17 protein-coding genes, 2 tRNA genes and 1 rRNA gene are annotated in these 18,251 nt (G+C 43.6%); 1 reads left to right on the forward strand and 19 read right to left on the reverse strand.

The annotated features are described in order from the left end of the window. The 19 genes from HZY94_RS03810 to HZY94_RS03895 form a co-directional block, all read right to left on the reverse strand. Nucleotides 1-116 (reverse strand): 16S ribosomal RNA (locus HZY94_RS03810); the annotation flags it as partial. A 293-nt stretch (nt 117-409) separates the two neighbouring features. Next, nucleotides 410-892 (reverse strand): sigma-70 family RNA polymerase sigma factor, encoded by a 483-nt coding sequence (locus HZY94_RS03815; protein ID WP_160333494.1) that lies wholly within the window; start codon nt 890-892, stop codon nt 410-412. Between the two features lie 197 nt (nt 893-1,089). Continuing rightward, nucleotides 1,090-1,163, reverse strand: a tRNA-Asn gene (locus tag HZY94_RS03820). A 5-nt stretch (nt 1,164-1,168) separates the two neighbouring features. Further along, nucleotides 1,169-1,240: transfer RNA gene (locus HZY94_RS03825), tRNA-Glu, on the reverse strand. Nucleotides 1,241-1,347: 107 nt separating this feature from the next. Continuing rightward, nucleotides 1,348-3,345: an ATP-dependent zinc metalloprotease FtsH gene (gene ftsH, locus HZY94_RS03830; protein ID WP_179925078.1), complete on the reverse strand. Its 1,998-nt coding sequence runs from the start codon at nt 3,343-3,345 to the stop codon at nt 1,348-1,350. Nucleotides 3,346-3,368: 23 nt separating this feature from the next. Then, a complete protein-coding gene (gene hpt, locus HZY94_RS03835) occupies nt 3,369-3,908 on the reverse strand; it encodes a hypoxanthine phosphoribosyltransferase (protein ID WP_179925079.1) in 540 nt (179 codons plus the stop codon). Between the two features lie 9 nt (nt 3,909-3,917). Beyond that, a complete protein-coding gene (gene tilS / locus HZY94_RS03840; RefSeq protein WP_179925080.1) occupies nt 3,918-5,195 on the reverse strand; it encodes a tRNA lysidine(34) synthetase TilS in 1,278 nt (425 codons plus the stop codon). Further along, a complete protein-coding gene (locus HZY94_RS03845; protein ID WP_179925081.1) occupies nt 5,192-6,490 on the reverse strand; it encodes a serine hydrolase in 1,299 nt (432 codons plus the stop codon). Before HZY94_RS03845 ends, tilS begins: the two co-directional genes overlap by 4 nt. Further along, on the reverse strand, nt 6,474-6,596 hold the full coding sequence (locus HZY94_RS10500; protein ID WP_257151898.1) for a hypothetical protein: 123 nt from the start codon (nt 6,594-6,596) through the stop codon (nt 6,474-6,476). The genes HZY94_RS03845 and HZY94_RS10500 overlap by 17 nt, the downstream gene beginning before the upstream one ends. After that, nucleotides 6,597-6,965: an FtsB family cell division protein gene (locus tag HZY94_RS03850; protein ID WP_179925082.1), complete on the reverse strand. Its 369-nt coding sequence runs from the start codon at nt 6,963-6,965 to the stop codon at nt 6,597-6,599. Then, nucleotides 6,958-7,224, reverse strand: a complete 267-nt coding sequence (locus tag HZY94_RS03855) for an RNA-binding S4 domain-containing protein (protein ID WP_160331963.1) — start codon at nt 7,222-7,224, stop codon at nt 6,958-6,960. The genes HZY94_RS03850 and HZY94_RS03855 overlap by 8 nt, the downstream gene beginning before the upstream one ends. 19 nt (nt 7,225-7,243) lie before the next feature. Further along, nucleotides 7,244-10,771: a transcription-repair coupling factor gene (gene mfd, locus HZY94_RS03860; protein ID WP_445081942.1), complete on the reverse strand. Its 3,528-nt coding sequence runs from the start codon at nt 10,769-10,771 to the stop codon at nt 7,244-7,246. Nucleotide 10,772: 1 nt separating this feature from the next. Beyond that, the gene (gene pth / locus HZY94_RS03865) at nt 10,773-11,342 is read right to left on the reverse strand and encodes an aminoacyl-tRNA hydrolase (RefSeq protein WP_179925083.1); all 570 of its coding nucleotides are present in this window, start codon (nt 11,340-11,342) and stop codon (nt 10,773-10,775) included. 53 nt (nt 11,343-11,395) lie between these two features. Continuing rightward, complete coding sequence (ychF, locus tag HZY94_RS03870) at nt 11,396-12,511, reverse strand: redox-regulated ATPase YchF (protein ID WP_179925084.1); 1,116 nt, start codon at nt 12,509-12,511, stop codon at nt 11,396-11,398. A 117-nt stretch (nt 12,512-12,628) separates the two neighbouring features. Continuing rightward, nucleotides 12,629-12,823: a DUF951 domain-containing protein gene (locus HZY94_RS03875; RefSeq protein WP_179925085.1), complete on the reverse strand. Its 195-nt coding sequence runs from the start codon at nt 12,821-12,823 to the stop codon at nt 12,629-12,631. Between the two features lie 8 nt (nt 12,824-12,831). Then, nucleotides 12,832-13,965 carry a DNA polymerase III subunit beta gene (gene dnaN / locus HZY94_RS03880; protein WP_179925086.1) on the reverse strand — a complete coding sequence of 378 codons (1,134 nt, stop codon included), beginning with the start codon at nt 13,963-13,965 and terminating at the stop codon, nt 12,832-12,834. A gap of 160 nt (nt 13,966-14,125) precedes the next feature. After that, nucleotides 14,126-15,466 (reverse strand): chromosomal replication initiator protein DnaA, encoded by a 1,341-nt coding sequence (dnaA, locus tag HZY94_RS03885; protein ID WP_179925087.1) that lies wholly within the window; start codon nt 15,464-15,466, stop codon nt 14,126-14,128. 192 nt (nt 15,467-15,658) lie between these two features. Beyond that, the gene (locus HZY94_RS03890; protein WP_179925088.1) at nt 15,659-16,420 is read right to left on the reverse strand and encodes a ParB/RepB/Spo0J family partition protein; all 762 of its coding nucleotides are present in this window, start codon (nt 16,418-16,420) and stop codon (nt 15,659-15,661) included. A 47-nt stretch (nt 16,421-16,467) separates the two neighbouring features. Further along, a complete protein-coding gene (locus HZY94_RS03895; RefSeq protein WP_179925089.1) occupies nt 16,468-17,634 on the reverse strand; it encodes a S1C family serine protease in 1,167 nt (388 codons plus the stop codon). Nucleotides 17,635-17,739: 105 nt separating this feature from the next. Here HZY94_RS03895 and rlmH point away from each other — a divergent pair, with 105 nt between their 5' ends. Next, complete coding sequence (gene rlmH, locus HZY94_RS03900; RefSeq protein WP_160331972.1) at nt 17,740-18,219, forward strand: 23S rRNA (pseudouridine(1915)-N(3))-methyltransferase RlmH; 480 nt, start codon at nt 17,740-17,742, stop codon at nt 18,217-18,219. Nucleotides 18,220-18,251 lie beyond the last annotated feature (32 nt).

Consider the following 18,251-nt stretch of genomic DNA (forward strand, 5'->3'; position numbering starts at 1 on the left):
TTACTCACCCGTTCGCAACTCTTCCAAAAGAGCAAGCTCTTTCTTCAGCGTTCTACTTGCATGTATTAGGCACGCCGCCAGCGTTCATCCTGAGCCAGGATCAAACTCTCATCAAAAGTTTGAGCTAGCGCTCATTTCTGTCACTGACAGATTTATTGTTTTTTCTTGCCGGGCACTATTGCTAGTGTCCCACACATTGGTATTCGTCTTGTTCAGTTTTCAAAGGTCATGCCTCTCACGAGACAACTATCTAAGTATATCACCAGGATTAAAAAGTGTCAACACTTTTTTTAAAAAAATTAAAACTTTTTTTAAAAACATTTGTTTTGATAACCGACTGGTTTTTCAGACGAGAACTATTTTACCATATTTAGAAGGAGAGGTATACCCATTTTTTAGATTTTTTTCATTAGGACTTTCTAGGATCAAATTCTTTAAAATAATGAGCCATAGCCTTTAGCATCTTCTTTCTCCCCTTAAAAGATTGATTGCTGACAATACGCTGATAATTATCCAACTCCTTCTGGCTCAGCGTATTTTTATATTCCTGGATTTGATTCTTAAAAAGAACCAATTCATCCATATAGAGGCCAGGATCGGCTAATAAATGCCCAACCTCAGAAACTTCAACATAAGCTTTGGTGTCTAAGGTTCGTTTTTTAGCCTCCTGCATCCGGACCTTGTCAATGATATGGTTCCGGAATTTGGTTTTAAAATAAACATGTAGCTTATCGTCATCCTCTAACACAATCGGATTTTCTTCTATTAAATGATACAGAACAATCATTCCTTCTTGCTCCCAGTCACAAGTATCCCATAGGTGGAGGTAAAACTCTCGATGGCATTTCAAGACAGTTCCGCGAACTTTTTGATACGTTTTTTCAAAATCCATGATTCTTCCTTTCCTTATTATCCTAACAGACAAAATCTGGCCAAGGATCGCTCTCTCCTAAGATGTCGCTTTACTTGTCTATTCGGAAATAAAAATAAAAAAGAAGATCATTTAAGACAATATAATGACATTTCAGGCAAAAGAGCTTCAGTAGATTCTGAATATAAAAAAAGAATCCCTGAAGGGATTCTTAAGAACTCCGCCAGTAGGACTCGAACCTACGACATCATGATTAACAGTCATGCGCTACTACCAACTGAGCTATGGCGGAAAATATAGTCCGTACGGGATTCGAACCCGTGTTACCGCCGTGAAAAGGCGGTGTCTTAACCCCTTGACCAACGGACCATTTTTCAACACTATTTATTCTAACAAATCATCGGAAAAATAGCAAGCCCCTTTTTCATTTTTTTTGCAAAAAAACTCTATGGATCAAAAATCCATAGAGTCAATGGCTATTCTGAATCAGACTCTGCTGCTTTCTCTGGGTTTGCTTCCATTTTTGAAACAATTTCATCAAAAGAAAGGGGGTGAACATCTATCTCCTCTTCCTCTTTACTAACTGGCATTTTACCAGTTTCATAAAGGGACTTAATCTCTTGACTATCTAGAGTTTCATGTTCTAGGAGAGCTTGCGCAATGAGAGCGTGTTTTTCGCGGTTATCTTCAATAACTTTACGAGCTGCTTCATGGGCTTCTACCAAGAGTTTCCGGACTTCCTGATCAATTTCCCGAGCTGTTTGTTCAGAAACTGATTTTTCTGGACTCACTTGGCCACTAAACAAAGCATGGTTTCCTTCATATTGAACAGGACCAAGCACGTCGCTCATTCCATATTCAGTAACCATACTTCGAGCTAACTGAGTCGCTTGTTCAAAGTCATTGGAAGCACCAGTAGTCTGAACACCGAAAATGATTTCTTCGGCAACACGGCCACCCATCAAGCCTGCTAATTGTTCCTTCATATCATCCTTGGAAAGAAGGGATTGGTCTTCTTTTGGAAGAGCAATCATGTAACCACCGGCACGACCACGGGGAACAATGGTAACCTTGTGGACCACACGCGCGTTTGACAAGACCAAACCAACGATGGTATGACCAGCCTCGTGGTAGGCCACAATTTCCCGGTCTCGTTTGGATACTTCCTTATCTTTCTTGGATGGACCAGCAATCACACGGTCTTCCGCCTCATCGATATCTGAAGCATCAATTTCTGTTTTATTGCGACGTGCAGCCACCAAGGCTGCTTCGTTCAAGACGTTCTCCAAATCAGCTCCCACAAAACCAGGGGTTTGTTGGGCCACCAATTTCAAGTTGACATCTTTGGCCAAAGGTTTGTTCTTGGCATGAACTCGCAGAATCGCTTCACGCCCTTTCACGTCTGGACGACCGACCAAAATCTTCCGGTCAAAACGACCTGGACGAAGTAGGGCAGGATCCAAGACATCACTCCGGTTAGTTGCGGCAATAACAATAATTCCTTCATTGCCTGCAAAACCATCCATTTCAATCAATAATTGGTTAAGGGTTTGTTCGCGCTCGTCATTTCCGCCACCCATACCAACACCGCGACGGCGACCAACAGCATCAATCTCATCAATAAAGATAATTGCTGGGGCAGCTTTTTTGGCATCTTCAAAGAGAGAGCGGACGCGGCTAGCACCGACACCGACAAACATTTCCACAAAGTCTGAACCAGAAATGCTAAAGAATGGAACGCCAGCCTCCCCGGCTACAGCCTTAGCCAAGAGGGTTTTACCAGTCCCTGGAGGGCCTTCTAGCAAGACTCCCGCAGGGATTCGCGCACCAAGGTTGGTAAAACGTTTGGGATCCTTAAGAAATTCAACAACTTCAACCAACTCTTGTTTTTCTTCTTCAGCACCAGCTACGTCTGCAAAACGAACTTTGATTTCTTCTTTTGTAGTAGCTTTGGCCCGGTTCCGTCCAAAATTCATAGCACCACGGGCCCCGCCCCCGTTCTGGTTCATCATGGTCATGAAGAAGAACAGAACAATGACAAAGGGAACAATACTGATCATAAACTGAATCCAAGCACCGCTGGAGCTTTCCCGCTTAATGCTGAGATCAGCTCCCTTTTCTTGGGCTAAATCTTGGATTTTCGAAATATTGGCTTCTGATGGTAGGATAATGCTGGTAAACTGCTCAGCCTTGACCGAATTGGCATCAAAAAACTGAACGCCTAAATCCGTTTTTACTTCTTGTGCTTCTTTATAAGTCCCTTGAATCTCAATTACACTACCGTTTGGTTGGTAGCTGAGTTTCTTGACATTGCCATCTTCTAATTGCTTGGTTAACTCAGAAAAAGAGATTTGTTGTGTCTGACTACCAGAATTAGAGCCAAATAGCATTTGGAAACCAGTAATCACGGCAACAATCACAAGGAGATAGGCCAAGGGATTACGACCGACGAATCGGTTGTTTTGTTTCTTCATGTAGTTCCGTTTCCTTTTATATTTTATTGATAAACTTCCTCTTTTAAAATTCCAATGTAAGGAAGGTTACGGTAATTCTCTTGATAATCTAAACCAAAGCCAACGACAAACTCATTGGGAATGGTGAAACAAGAATAGTCTGCATCAATTTCAACCTGACGTCCTTCTGGCTTGTCCAAAAGGGTTACAATCTTAAGAGAGGCTGGCTTGCGCTCTAAAAACATCCGTTTCAAAACATCCAAGGTCAAACCGGAGTCAATAATGTCCTCAATGATAACAACGTGTCGATTTTCAATATCAGCTGTTAGATCTTTAACCACAGTCAACTCGCCTGTACTCGCCGTTCCACCTTGGTAGCTTGAAACAGCCATATAGTCTGTCTCCAAATGAGCATCTACATGGTTGATCAACTCCGCCATAAAGGGAATAGATCCTTTTAAAATCCCTACAAAAATCGGATTTTTATCTTGGTATTCTTGGGCCAAAGTCTGACCTAACTTGTCTGCAGCGGCAACAATCTCTTCATGAGAGATAAGTACGTTCTTGATATCCTGATCTAACATATATATTTCCTACTCTATCTTCATTTTTTGGACATAAATTCTAGCCTTCATTATACCATGTTCATCCTCGATACTCAAACATGGACCATGACTAGTGATAATCCCGCGAATCTTTTCAGCCTGCTCGACGATCACAGCCTGCTCCCGCTCCTGAACCGGAATCTTTTCATTAATAAACCAACGCCGTAATTTTCGCCGATAACCATTCCATTCAAAGGCATCTCCTTCTTGACGGCGACGTAACAGAACCGGCTTTGGCTCCACAAGGATCTCAGCCAGAATAGGGCCTTTGGGTTTTCTATTGAAGAAAAAGCGAAAGGCGCCAAACTCAGTCACCTGGCCGACTTCTAACAAAAAGGGCGGGAGCTCTTCTTGGTTGGGGGGAAGACTTGTGATTTCAAAGCTATTGTAGCGTTTGTCTAACCAATAGCCCTGCCCTAAATAAGTCCGATGACTTCCATCCTTACGTAATAGACGAGCCAGGGAATCAAGACTGTCCGGCCCCCTTTGGAGCCGGGGATAGTTCTTTAGGTACTGGTCTAAGAGGTAGATTTGCAAGACCTCTGGCTCCTCTTTCCATTTTTCCAAATGGGAGGGATCCAACTGCGGAATCCGACTGGCCAAGAAACCATAGAGGTCCTCCACCTGCTGGGACAAACGCAAAAGGCCGCGATCAAGACCAGGATTCTCCTCTCGCAAAAGGGGGAGCAGTTGATGGCGAACGCGATTGCGAAAATAGGCGGGGGAGCTATTAGAGCTATCTTCAAAATAAAGCTCTTGAGGCAGGTCCTGCTTGGCAAAAGGAAGTAGGGGACGAATCAGTTGGCCCGGTCCAAAAGGCTGACACTGGCTCATGCCTCGCAAACTTTCCAGGTGCTTGCCCTGAATTATCCGCATCAGAATGGTCTCAATCTGGTCATCCTGATGGTGGCCTGTGATCAGGGCAGTATAGCCCCCTTCCACCATTAAGCGCTTGAAAAAGGCGTAACGAAACTCACGCGCCGCTGCCTCCGTAAATTCTCCTTGAAAAGAACTAGAATAGAAGGGCAGTCCCAAGTCTTGAGCCAGACGTGCCAGAGATGCCTCCTCCCAAGCAGCTTCCTGACGCTGGCCATGATTCACATGAGCCAAGCCCAACTGGATTCCCAGTTCATCCTGATGACGGTAGAGAAAACTCGTTACATACAAGGAATCCTTGCCGCCTGATAGGGCCACTAAAACCCTGCTATGCGCTTGAAAAAATTGCTGGTCCAGCACATGTTGGAGCAACCGCGCCTCTAATGTCATTTGAGTACCTCATAAATATCTTTGGAAATGCGGGCAATTAGGTCCATTTCCTTATTCTCCGTGAAAACAACAAGAACATAGGGAGACTTGGCAAAAACAATAGCTGCATCGTGGTGAAAGTCATCCGCATCACCAATTTTATGGGCAACTGGAACCGGCAGATCTTTGGGAATCCGCTGGTCGTCAAAATTCGTTTGCTTGAGCATCTCCACCAGCTCGCCTTGCTGGCCATAAATGGCTTCCATCAGGAGGCCTGCCATTTGTGGGCTCACCTCCCGGTCCACAACATCCCAGGTCTGCCCCACAATCTGACGAATTTCCTGGTGGAAGTCTTGATTGGAGGAGTCCGTCCCATAGTAGCCCAAGATATTATGAGCCACATTATCGGACTCTTTGGCTGCTTTTTCTTCCAGTTCCTTAAGACTGTAGTTTTTTCCGTCCGGTTCTTTGGGAAGACTGCCTGTTCCAGCCGGATCATAAGCGCCATCATAGTCTTCCGTTTCTTTCTTATAAAGAAAGGTGTCTGTCCACTTTAAAGTGCCGTCCAGGACCTGCTTTTGCACATAGTAAAGATAGGGAAGTTTGGTAATACTAGCCGAATACATGGTTTGATCGAACTTTACCCCTGCCACCTGTTGGGTTTCCAGTTGTTTCACATAGATACCAAGCCCCTCTTCCTGGTACTTCTGCTCCAAAAGCTCCTGTACCCGCTGGATACGGTTGTCCTCCTTGGATAAAGAAGACCAGGCAACATATTCCCCTTTATCAGTAAGGCCAAAGGGACCACGGGGATAGGTCAATTTTTGAACTATCCGTACCTGCTGATAAGGCTTGTAAGGAACAGAGGCAGGTTTTGCCTGAGCTGTTGGAAACTCTTTATAAAACTGGGCTCCGGGTTTGATAAAAAAGGACTGGTCCAAGGTCTCTGCCGTCAGGACCTGATTGTCATAGACCAGGCTCCGACTAGCCAAGATATAACTCCCGTCCTTTAGGGTAAACAGGGGAGTCCCATCTTCACGATAAATCAAGCTTTGGATATCCAAAGCTTGATTAGGGAGGATTGTGTTTTTGATGTCTTGCAACTCTTGATCCTTGAAGCTAACCAGGGCTTGAGCCGCTAAGGGCTGCTGGGGTAAGTCTTGGTAAAACAAACCGAAAGGCAGCTGGGTCAACAAAGCTTGCTCCCTAAGCCCCAAGGTCAGATTCTCGGCTGGGTCTAGTTTCACAAAGGGCCAGCTGACAAACCAGCACAGGACTGGCAAGAGTAGCCATTTCTGCTTACTGGTCTTCGGCATGGTCATTTAAATAGAAGGTTTTGTTCTTTTCCGCTAGTTCAGCTAATTTTTCCTCTGAAAACTGGAGAAAAAGAGCAACCTTTTTCATGAGTTCTGATTTTTCCATTTATTTAGGTAGGAGGTCCGGTATGGTATAGATGGTTTCCCCGTCTTTTGAATAGTAATAACGGGCCCGCATATACTTGCTGGCGTAGTCATCATCTTCTAGCTTCTTAGCTAGATTCGAGAGCCTCTCCTCTTCCCTTTCTAATTGTTGGTATTGTTGGTCCATTTCACGGTAGTGCTTCCGTCTTTGTTCCAAAACCTCGCGATTTCGAACCAGGTTAAAAATAGGGAGGATAAACAGGAGCACCACCAAAATAAGAACCCAGCCTATAAACCGATTTCGCTGCCGGCGGCGGTCATGTTGTTCGCGCCTTTGGGAGCTTTCTTCGTGAATATAGGCATTCTTCATTTGCAGGACATTTTTAGGCATCTTCTTCGATCCTTACTTCCTCCAACAATTCATACATTTTAGAGGCATCTTCTTTTTTGGTACTGTCCAACATTTCTACAACACGAACGCGCACCAGCTTGTTACCAAAGCGGATTTCAACAATATCGTCGATTTTTAAATCAGTTGAGGATTTGGCCAAGATACCATTAACTTTAATTCTCCCCTTGTCAGCAACCTCCTTAGCCACTGGACGTCGTTTGATCAGGCGAGATACTTTCAAATATTTATCTAATCGCATGGTTCATTCTCCTTTTTTTCTATTGTAACACGTTTTGTTCAGGCTTCTGATCTTGATCCTCTAGTTTCTGATCCAATCCTTGTGCTAAAAAGCGGGTTACCTGGATCAAGGCTTCGAGAATTTCGTAATCTTTTTCCTGTTTAGCATTAAAAATGATTTCCATTTTTCCTTGAACATCGCTTAATTGTGCTTTTAAAGTCGTTTGTGAGAGGGCCTGGAAATAATCTTGGGCTAAGAAATAGCGGCTGGCTTTGGTAGCAAAGCGAAGGTGAATAGCTCCGTTTCTCAATAAAATATTTTCTACAAAAACCTTATCTGCATAAGCTTTCAAAAGGGCAATTTCAAGGAGATAGGCCACTGCATCTGGATACTCTCCAAAACGGTCGATCAACTCTTCCTGCAACTCTTGGTAAGCTTCTGATCCATCGATTTGACGAATCCGTTTATAGATTTCAATCTTCTGCCGTTCGTCTTGAATATAGTCAGATGGCAAATAAGCATCGATCCCCAAAGAAATCTCTGCGTGGGTTCCCTGTTTGGCCTGAACCCGATTCTGTTTCTTGGCGATGGCTTCTTCTAATAATTGCGAATAGAGTTCAAATCCAACGGAGTCAATGAAACCACTTTGGGAGCTTCCCAATAGGTTTCCTGCTCCACGAATGGAAAGGTCCCGCATCGCAATTTTAAAACCACTGCCCAGCTCTGTGAAGCCTTTAATCGCATCCAAACGTTTCTCTGACACTTCTGTCAAGCTCTTGTCAGGCTTGTAAAAGAGATAGGAATAGGCAAGCCGATTGCTACGGCCGACACGGCCCCGTAATTGGTAAAGGCTTGACAAGCCCATGTAATCGGCATTTTCAATAAAAAGCGTATTGGCATTTGGAATATCAACCCCTGTTTCAATAATGGTTGTGGTGACCAAGACATCATAAACACCATTGATAAAATCCAAGAGGGTATTTTCCAAACGCACTTCCGACATTTGACCGTGGACAAAACCAATCGAAACTTCTGGAATCAGCTCCTGCAATTCGGCGACCTTCAGTTCAATGGTTTCGACACGGTTGTAAAGATAGTAGGCCTGGCCTCCTCTTTCAATCTCCCTTAAAACAGCATCACGGATAACTTGGGGATTGGTTTCCATTACAAAGGTTTGGACTGGGTAACGATTGGTTGGTGGGGTTTCAATAACCGATAGGTCTCGGATTCCTAGCATGGACATATGCAGGGTTCGGGGAATCGGAGTAGCGGTTAGGGTTAAGACATCTACCTTATTTTTCAAGGCTTTCAATTTTTCTTTATGTTTCACCCCAAAACGCTGTTCTTCATCGATGATAATCAATCCTAAGTCAGCAAATACCACATCGTCTGAGAGGAGACGGTGGGTTCCTATGATAATATCCACTTGTCCCTTGGCCAATCTTTCCAGGGTCTCCGCCTGTTCTTTTTTACTCCGAAAGCGGCTTAGGCCGTCGACTTCAACTGCAAATTCAGCAAAACGTTCTTGGAAGTTCACCAAGTGTTGTTGAGCTAGGACAGTTGTTGGCACTAAGACGGCTACTTGTTTGTGATCCTGAACTGCTTTAAAGGCTGCCCGCATGGCGACCTCGGTTTTTCCAAACCCAACATCTCCTACTAAGAGACGATCCATGGGTTTATCTTTTTCCATGTCCTCTTTGATTTCCTGAATACTCTTGAGCTGGTCCTCTGTTTCCACATAGGGAAAATCATTATCAAATTCTTCCTGATCCGGAGTGTCTGGCGAAAAGGCAAATCCCTTCAGCTGGGCACGCGCCGCATAAAGCTTCAGCAAGTCATCGGCAATATCTTCGACCTGCTTTTCAACCTTCCGCTTGGTTTTCTGGAAACGCCCGTCATTCAGTTTGTTCAGTTTCGGCGTTTTTCCGTCACTGGCCACGTATTTGGACAAGAGATCCAATTGATCAACTGGCAAAGAGATGCGATCGCCGTTTTCATAACGAACCGTAAGGTAATCCCGATGATTCCCGGAAACCTCTAGGGTCTCAATTCCCAGGTATTGACCAATCCCATGAATGGCATGAACAACGTAGTCGCCTTTTTCCAATTCCTGATAGCTTTTCAAGCGCTCGGCGTTTGAAATCGTCTGCCGCCGAACCCGGCGTTTATTCTTTTTATGGAACAGTTCCTTCTCTGTAATAACCAATAATTTCTGATCTTGGAGTTGGAAACCTTGACTGAGCCCAAGTTGACACAATTGAATCCAGTTAACCTTGATTTCATCGCTTTTTACAGAATCCACTGTCAATTCGTATTCCTGTAAAGAAGATTGTAAAGACTGTAATTTTTCTTTAGAGGTGATGTCAAGTAGGATTGTATAGCCCGACTTCTGAAAACGAATCAACTCCTCTTTAATAATTGGGATTTGGTTAAAGTAGTCCTGGAGCGGAAATTCTTGAAACTGGTATAAACCGCTTAATTTCAAATTTCCGAAACCTCTTTGAATGTAAGAAAAGAAACTGGCTGGTTTGTGGAGGCGCCACTTAGAATAGGTATCTAGGTAATAACGCTGACTTGACACAGCTTTGTCAACCTGTAATTGATCTGTCAAGAATTGCGCAACCTCTAGCTCTTGTTGCGCCTTTTTATCTGTCAAGCGTTGGAATTCATCAAAAATGACTAAATTTTCCTTAGAAAGATAGTCAAAGAGACTCCATTCACCCTCATAGAAGTATTGTAAGAAGCTAGGATAGGCATCATGATAAGAATACTTGCGAACTGCAGCTAGAATCTCCTGCAGATAGGAGAGCAGACTTGGGTTAGCCTGAGACTCCATCAGTTCAATCAAGGCTGTCTCAGCACGGCTATAATCTGCCAGACTAATAATCTGATCTACAACTGGTTGGAGCTCCAAAGAATCGACCTGTTGCTGTGAACGCTGGTGGTCTGGACTAAAGATTCTGAGATTATCTAATTCATCGCCAAAAAACTCTAACCGATAGGGAAACTCTTGGCCCAAGGGATAAATATCCAGAATATCACCACGGCGGCTATATTCTCCTGCTTGAGAAACCTGCCCTACCTTCCGATAACCCATGTCTGTCACTAGTTGCAATAACTTGTCAAAGTCATAGGTCTGTCCCAATTTTAAGGTCATCTTGTAAGCCGCATAGTCCTTGGGATTTGGCAAGCGGAGGCCTAGGGCAGCTAGATTGGCAATCAGAATACCCGATTGATCTCCTTGTAAAAATTGGAGACTTTGGGCCCGTGTGTATTCCCTCTCCTTAGAAGCAAAGGCCAGTTCTACCGCTGCTACGTCTTCAGCAATAAACGGGTGAACATTCTCTTCGCCTACTAAGGCAACCAAATCACTTTCCAAACGTTCAGCCTCAACCACACTGGCAACAACTACTACAATTTTTGCTTGTTTGGCACGTAAGAGGCTGGCAATTGCGAGGGCCTTGCTGCTAGCAGATAAGCCTAAAATCAGTTGGCGTGAGTCCTTGGTAAAACCTTCTTGCCAGGCCTGAATTTGCTCATTCTGTTCAAAGAGCGAAATGAGATCAATTTTAGCCATTATAGCGCCTCATTGTAGCTTCTAAGTCACTGGTCTCCAAATAATAGTAAAGTCCCTCTGTGACGCGTTCTAGGGCTTCAGACATCGCGATTTGTTCCTCAGCCGTAAAATTCCCTAGTACATAGTTGGGAACTGACTGCTTAGGCGCTGGACGGCCAATCCCAACTTTAAAACGAAGAAAATCTGAATGGCCTAACAGATGGATAATATGTTTGATCCCATTATGACCACCTGCTGAGCCCTTAGCTCGCAGGCGAACTTTCCCGACAGCCATATCCAGGTCATCATAAATCAGGATTAGATCCTCAGCTGTTAAGCCATAATAGGCCAGGAGGGCTTCGACAGCCAGACCACTTTTATTCATAAAGGTCGTTGGTTTTACAAGATAGATTTTTTCTCCTTGATGGAAAAAGGAAGCTATTTCTGCTTGAAAAATACGATCTTCCTTGAACGTAATAGTTTCTTTTTGGGCAACATGATCCACAAGCTGGAAGCCCACATTATGGCGTGTTTGTTGATATTTAGAGCCTGGATTACCCAAGCCAACTACAAGTTTGGTCATTATTCCTCCAATACGAAAAGAGGCTGGAAAGGTACCAACCTCGCTTGATTATGTTAGACGTTAAAACGAAATTCCATGATGTCGCCATCTTGAACGACGTACTCTTTTCCTTCTTCACGCAGGCGGCCAGCTTCTTTAACGGCCTTTTCACTGCCATAGGTCATCAAATCGTCGTAGGACATGGTTACAGCGCGAATAAAGCCTTTTTCGAAGTCTGAGTGGATAATCCCAGCTGCTTGCGGTGCTTTCATGCCCCGTTTAAAGGTCCAAGCACGAACCTCTTTCTCACCAGCGGTGAAGTAGGTTCCCAAACCGAGAAGGTGGTAGGCAGCGCGGGTCAACTTGTCTACACCGGATTCTGCTAGACCCATGGCTTCCAGGAACTCAGCCTTGTCTTCATCTTCTAATTCGGAAATTTCTTCTTCCGCACGCGCTGAAATCACAACTACCTGAGCATTTTCTGTTTCCGCAAAGGCGCGAATTTGTTGGACATACTCGATAGCATCTGGATCAGCCACCTCATCTTCTCCCACATTGGCCACGTAAAGAACCGGTTTTGTAGTTAACAGGAAGAGTCCTTTAACGATTGCTTCTTCTTCTGGGCTAAACTCAACCGTCCGGGCTGATTTCCCGTCCTCTAGTACCGGTTTAATTTTTTCTAAAACGGCGAATTCAGCAACAGAGTCCTTGTCCTTTTGGGTACGGGCCATCTTTTCAACACGTGCATAGCGTTTGTTAATACTTTCTAGGTCGGCCAAAATCAATTCTAGATTAATGGTCTCAATATCTGCCATTGGATCCACAAAATCAGATTCACGGCCTTGCTCACGCATAACATTTTCATCGTCAAAGGCCCGAACTACGTGAACAATCGCATCAACTTCCCGAATATTGGCCAAGAACTTGTTTCCTAGTCCTTCTCCCTTAGAAGCTCCTTTAACGATACCTGCAATATCCGTAAATTCAAAAGTCGTTGGGACCGTTTTTTGCGGTTTAATAAATTCAGTCAATTTGGTCAAACGTTCATCAGGCACTTCTACCCGACCAACATTGGGATCAATAGTCGCAAAGGGATAGTTTGCTGCCTCTGCTCCTGCTTTGGTGATTGCATTAAATAAAGTGGATTTTCCAACATTTGGTAATCCAACAATTCCTGCTGTTAAAGCCATGTTTACTCTCCTATTTTCAATTCAATCCATTATATCATATCCGCCTAAAAGAGGGCGTGCAACTCCAATTTCTCTTCCTAAGCAGAAATTGGCCAGTCACACCCCCTAAGGCTCCATTTATTGTAAAATCCGTTTTATTTTTTGTTCAAAATCATGCCGACTCATCATAATCACATGCTGGCAATTGTGACACCGCAGTTTAATATCGGCCCCTAAGCGCAGAACTTCCCAATCATTGGCCTTCTTACCTGTCTCTTTAACCAGGCAGGCATGCGGTTTTTTCATTTCAATCCTAGTTCCAATTTGATACATCCTACCTCCTAATTGGTCCGAACTGGAGTAATTAACTGAATCAGATGATCGTCTTCCATTCCTTTTAGGGTAAAAGGTCGAATAGGAGAAATAAAGCTAAGCTCGACTTCCTCAGCCTTAATCGCCTTTAAGGCCTCAATCAAATAGTTAGGGTTAAAACTGATCGTCAAGTCTTCCCCAACAAGATAAATCGTCTCTAATTCTTCGTCAACCTGTCCCACTTCTGGAGAGTGAACATAGGAACGGACTACCTGGTCTTTGATTTCCATTTTTACAGTCCCATTCTCGGTCGCATTGGAAAGAAGCCGTGCCCGTTCCATGGCTTGCCGCAGGCTAGCAACATTGAACGTAATTTGACTATTAAACTCTTTCGGAATCAAACGGTCTGTATCCGGGTAATTTCCTTCTAGCAAGCGCGTATAAAAGGAAATATACTCACTCTTGAAAAGCATTTGATTGTGGGCAAAATAAACCTCAACTGTTTCAATTGAGTCATCAAAGACAGCTGTAAATTCCTTCAAAGAACGGCTGGGAATAACCACATCAAAATGATCTCCGACATTTTCCAATTGAATCACTTTTTGGCTAAGCCGGTGGGAGTCTGTGGCCACTGTTTTAAGTTGTTTCTGATCATTAAGAACAAAGTGAACCCCTGTGAGGATTGGTCGACTTTCCTGACTACTTGCTGCAAAGGCTGTTTCTGAAATGAGCTCCTTGAGGGCTTTCGTTTCCAATAGGAGGGGATTGGTGGTTGGGACTTCCTGGATTCGAGGATATTGATGACTGTCTTTTCCTTTTAGGGTAATCTCAGACTTGCCACTTTTAAGAATTAATTGATGATTTTCAATTTCTTTCAAATCTAATTCAACGGATGGAAGGCTGGAAACGACATTAATGAAAAAATTAGCTTCTAAAAGCAAACTACCTGGGGCATCAATGACTAGGCCCGCATTTTCTTGATCAATTGAGATAAAGTTTTCAATTGATATCTGACCGTTGGAACCAATTAAGGTAATCCCTTCAGCTGCTACTTCTATTTTTAAAGTTGAGAGAATGGGAATTGCATTTTTGGTACTAATGGCACGTTTCACTGTATTTAAGGCTTGGAGAAAAAAATTCTTGTTAATTGAAAATTGAAACATGGGGTCTCCTTTATTTATTATTTTAGTTATTAATAGTTAAGTATTAGTAGTAGGACTTGTGGATATTGTGGAAAAGTAGCTTCAAGTGAGTCCACAAGCGAGGTTAGACTTGTGCACAACCTGTGAATAACTTAGGGAAAACTTCAGGAGTTATCCACAGCTATTTTTTCAGGTTCTTTTTAATCTCCTCAATTTCCAAAAATAAACTTTGATCATCTTTAATTTGTTTTTTGATTTTTCGATGGGCATGGATGACGGTTGTGTGGTCTTTGCCCCCGAAGGCTTTGCCAATTTTGGGTTGGGAGTTATCTGTCAGTTCGCGACTAAGGTACATGGCAACTGAACGGGCCAAGACGATGTTTTGTTTCCGAGAGCTCCCCTTAATTTCCTTGACACTGATTCCGTAGAATTTACCAACTTCTTCTTGGATATTTTCGATTGGGATAACAGTAATTCGTCGAACATCTTCTTTGCGAGAACGGATGGCTTGGGCGGCCAATTCGACGGTAATGGTTTCAAGACCCTGGACATCTGCAACGAGTCGGATGTCATTTAGAGCTCCCTCTAGTTCCCGCACGTTGCTATCGAATTGATTAGCTAGGTATTCGAAGGTTTCAATGGGGAAGGTGTAGGGAAGATTCTGGGTTTTGGCTTGGAGGATGGCAATCCGTGTTTCATAGTCAGGAGGTGTGATGTCAGTGATTAGCCCCCACTCAAAGCGGTTAATCAAACGCTCGGGCATGCCATTTAGTTGGTCGGGTCTACGGTCACTGGTAAAGACAATTTGTTTTTCTTTTTTGAAGAGGGTTTCGAAGGTGTTGAACAATTCTTCCTGGGTGCTGGCCATGGTGTCTTTGTTGAGTGATTGGATATCATCAATAATCAGCAAGTCCAGGTTGCGGAAACGCTCTTTAAAATCTTCAGTATTGGCCAAGCGAATGCTTTCGATAAAGGAATTGAGGAAGCTTTCAGCCGAGATGTAGAGAACCCGATTATTGGGATAGTCTTCGAAAAAGGCATTCCCAAGAGCATTAATCAGATGGGTCTTTCCAAGACCAGGGCCGCCATAAATGAATAGGGGATTGTAGGTATTCCCTGGTGCTTCGACAACAGCTAGGGCTGCCCCCAGGGCATGGATATTCCCATCTCCGCGGACAAAGTTTTCAAAGCGATGTTTCCGAATCAGTCCCGTATCTTCCCGATTTTGAGGCTGAACCTGGGGAGCTGCTGTGTACTGCTCTTGGTAGGCAAGTGGACGCTCAAAAACGTAGTGCACTTTGAAATCAACGTGATAGAGTTCAAAGCCAGCAACGCGGAGATTTTCTTGGAAATTATTCTCCCAATAGTCTTGTTTGATGGGATTGTCCAGGTAAACTGTAATGGTGTCTCCATCAATTGAAACAAGTTCAGCCCTATCGACAAAAAACTGGATGGATTCAGCGTCATTTGTTTGCTGGCTTAATTCTAAAAAACGCTGCCAAAATTGTTGATTTTTGTCCATAGCGATTCCTTTCCTGTGTATAACTCGATTAGTAGGATTATACCATAGCTCAAAGTTTTCCACAACCTGTGAATTAGTATCCACATGTTTAGAAAAAGTTTTCCACAACCTGTGAATTGTAGTCCGGACTATTGAAAAATCAACTTTTGGCTTGTGAATAATTTTGAGAATAAAAAAGAAAAACCCACAAGTCTATTTTAACTTGTGGATAATTCGTTCGTATTCATCAAGGTCTTTGTAGAAGATCGTGATGCTTCCCTGGTTGCCAGCCTTTTGTTGGATTTGGATGCGCGTGCCCAGCTTTTCTTGGAGTTGTCGCTCGGCATCTGCAAGGAAGGGATCAATGTTCTTCGATTTTGGGGCTGCCTCTTTATTTTTTAGGGATGCTTCAAGCTGGCGTACGGACCAGCCCTTACTTTGGATTTCTTGCAGGAGGTAGAGTTGTTCTTCAACTGCTAGAGGAAGCAGGAGGCGCGCGTGTCCAGGGCTAATATCTCCTTGAATGAGGGCCTCTTGTAAGGTAGGGGCTAGTTTTAGGAGACGGAGGCTGTTGCTAATATAGGGGCGGGATTTGCCCAGTTGCTGGCCAATGTCTTCATGGGTTAAGCCGTGTTGCACCAGTTTTTGGAAGGCCAGTGCTTCCTCGATGGGATTTAAATCTTCTCGTTGTAAATTTTCAATAATAGCTTGTTCCATCATCTGGGAGTTGGACAAGTCTTTAACCAGGGCTGGAATGGTGGACCAGCCTAGCTTTTTACAGGCGCGTAAGCGCCGTTCCCCAGCCAATAATTCGTAACCGGTAATGGGGGATTGACGGACAATGATGGGTTGAATGAGGCCGTTGACAGCGATGGATTGACTTAATTCTGTCAAGGCTTGTTCTGAAAATTGTCGTCTTGGTTGATACGGATTGGTTTGAATCTCTGTAATTCGAATGTCTGTTATGTAATCCATTTGTAAAGTATAACACCGCTTTACGAAATTGTAAAGCGGTGCAGGGACTATTGTTTTAGGTCTTTGGTTGATTTGTCGAGTTTTACTTCAACTTTTTCTAATTTACCATCTCGGTAATATTCAATGGTGATGGTGTCGTTTAGTTTTTTGCTGTAAAGAGCGGTTTGTAAATCGCTAGTTGACTGGACTTCGCTGTCGTCAATCTTGGTAATGACGTCGTATTGTTTTAATTTACCGTCAACAGGGAAATCAGCTTGGATGGAGCGGATGACAACACCGCTTTGAACGGTTTCAGGCAGTTGGAGTTGATCTAAGTCACTGGTTGAAAGGTTTGTCAGGTTGGTCATGCTGATGCCAAGGGCTGGTCGATTAACGGAACCATTTTGCTCCAGTTGCTCGACGATGGCAATAACTTCATTAGAAGGAATTGCAAAGCCCATACCTTCAACGGATACGCCAGAGATACTGGAGGCAATTTTACTGGATGTAATTCCAATCACCTGTCCATCAATGTTGATGAGGGGACCGCCAGAGTTTCCTGGGTTAATGGCTGCGTCAGTTTGTAAGGCTTTAGTGGAGATGGTTTGGCCATCTTCTGAACGCGAGGTAACCGTCCGTTCCAGGCTGGAGATAATCCCCTGGGTGACGGAATTTGCATAGTCGGTTCCCAGAGGACTTCCGATTGCAATGGCTGTTTCTCCAATGCTTAGTTGACTCGAGTCGCCTAGTGTTGCGACTTCTTGGACTTTATCAGCAGGAATGCGGACTACCGAAATATCTGAATAGACATCGGAACCGACCACTTCGCCTTCGACCTTGCTTCCATCAGCGAATTGAATATCGAGCCGATCTGCCCCAGAAATGACATGGGTATTGGTGACGAGATAGGCATGTTTGTTATCTTTTTTATAGATAACCCCAGAACCTTCTCCTGCAGCCATATCTTCGCCATTATCGCTGGGACTCAGGTTAAAAATACTATTACTTTGGTTGTTTTCTGTATAGCTAATCACAGATACAACGGCGTTTTGTACTTTATTAACAGCTAGTGTCGTACTGGTTTCATGTTTTTGCGTTTTTTGGGGAACAACTTGAGTCTGGTTGTTCATGAGCGTTTGATTTTGAGAAAGCTGGCTTCCAGCATAGCCTCCTAAAAAACTAAGTCCGAGGATACCAGCAGCAATCACAGGTGTTTTTAATGATTTATGTTTCATGTGGACCTCCAATTCACAAGTTGACTATATAAAATCAGACTTAATTATAGCTTAAATCCACAAAGTTATCCACACATTGTGGATAACTTTGTGTATAATGGGGATATGAAAGTAAAAATTATCACAGTGGGAAAACTAAAAGAAAAGTATCTGCGTGACGGAATCCAAGAATATCAGAAACGGCTGTCACGTTTTACACAGGTCGAGATGATTGAATTGGCCGATGAACGGATCCCAGATCGCGCCAGCCAAAGTGAAAAGGATCAAATCATTGAAAAAGAACACCAAAAGATTATGGCCAAAATCCAGGAACGTGATTACCTGGTCGTTTTAGCCATTGAAGGTCGCTTGCAGTCTTCTGAAGCTTTCAGTCAAGCCTTGGCTCAGGCAACTCTAAAAGGTTATTCTACTTTGACCTTTGTGATTGGTGGGAGTTTGGGACTGTCTGAAAAATTGAAAAAACGAGCTCATTTACTTCTCAGTTTTGGATTAATGACTTTACCCCACCAGTTGATGAAATTGGTTCTGGTTGAGCAGATTTATCGTTCCTTTATGATTCAAGAGGGCAGTCCCTACCATAAATAGTTTCCTTCCTGCTAGGACGAGGAGCCTTTCAG

The sequence above is a fragment of the Streptococcus danieliae genome (assembly GCF_013415245.1).
Lineage (GTDB): Bacteria > Bacillota > Bacilli > Lactobacillales > Streptococcaceae > Streptococcus > Streptococcus danieliae_A.

Coding starts and splice junctions, on each gene's coding strand:
- HZY94_RS03815 (WP_160333494.1), bottom strand. CDS start 892: ATGGATTTTGAAAAAACGTATCAAAAAGTTCGCGGAACTGTCTTGAAA.
- ftsH (WP_179925078.1), bottom strand. CDS start 3,345: ATGAAGAAACAAAACAACCGATTCGTCGGTCGTAATCCCTTGGCCTAT.
- hpt (WP_179925079.1), bottom strand. CDS start 3,908: ATGTTAGATCAGGATATCAAGAACGTACTTATCTCTCATGAAGAGATT.
- tilS (WP_179925080.1), bottom strand. CDS start 5,195: ATGACATTAGAGGCGCGGTTGCTCCAACATGTGCTGGACCAGCAATTT.
- HZY94_RS03845 (WP_179925081.1), bottom strand. CDS start 6,490: ATGCCGAAGACCAGTAAGCAGAAATGGCTACTCTTGCCAGTCCTGTGC.
- HZY94_RS10500 (WP_257151898.1), bottom strand. CDS start 6,596: ATGGAAAAATCAGAACTCATGAAAAAGGTTGCTCTTTTTCTCCAGTTT.
- HZY94_RS03850 (WP_179925082.1), bottom strand. CDS start 6,965: ATGCCTAAAAATGTCCTGCAAATGAAGAATGCCTATATTCACGAAGAA.
- HZY94_RS03855 (WP_160331963.1), bottom strand. CDS start 7,224: ATGCGATTAGATAAATATTTGAAAGTATCTCGCCTGATCAAACGACGT.
- pth (WP_179925083.1), bottom strand. CDS start 11,342: ATGACCAAACTTGTAGTTGGCTTGGGTAATCCAGGCTCTAAATATCAA.
- ychF (WP_179925084.1), bottom strand. CDS start 12,511: ATGGCTTTAACAGCAGGAATTGTTGGATTACCAAATGTTGGAAAATCC.
- HZY94_RS03875 (WP_179925085.1), bottom strand. CDS start 12,823: ATGTATCAAATTGGAACTAGGATTGAAATGAAAAAACCGCATGCCTGC.
- dnaN (WP_179925086.1), bottom strand. CDS start 13,965: ATGTTTCAATTTTCAATTAACAAGAATTTTTTTCTCCAAGCCTTAAAT.
- dnaA (WP_179925087.1), bottom strand. CDS start 15,466: ATGGACAAAAATCAACAATTTTGGCAGCGTTTTTTAGAATTAAGCCAG.
- HZY94_RS03890 (WP_179925088.1), bottom strand. CDS start 16,420: ATGGATTACATAACAGACATTCGAATTACAGAGATTCAAACCAATCCG.
- HZY94_RS03895 (WP_179925089.1), bottom strand. CDS start 17,634: ATGAAACATAAATCATTAAAAACACCTGTGATTGCTGCTGGTATCCTC.
- rlmH (WP_160331972.1), top strand. CDS start 17,740: ATGAAAGTAAAAATTATCACAGTGGGAAAACTAAAAGAAAAGTATCTG.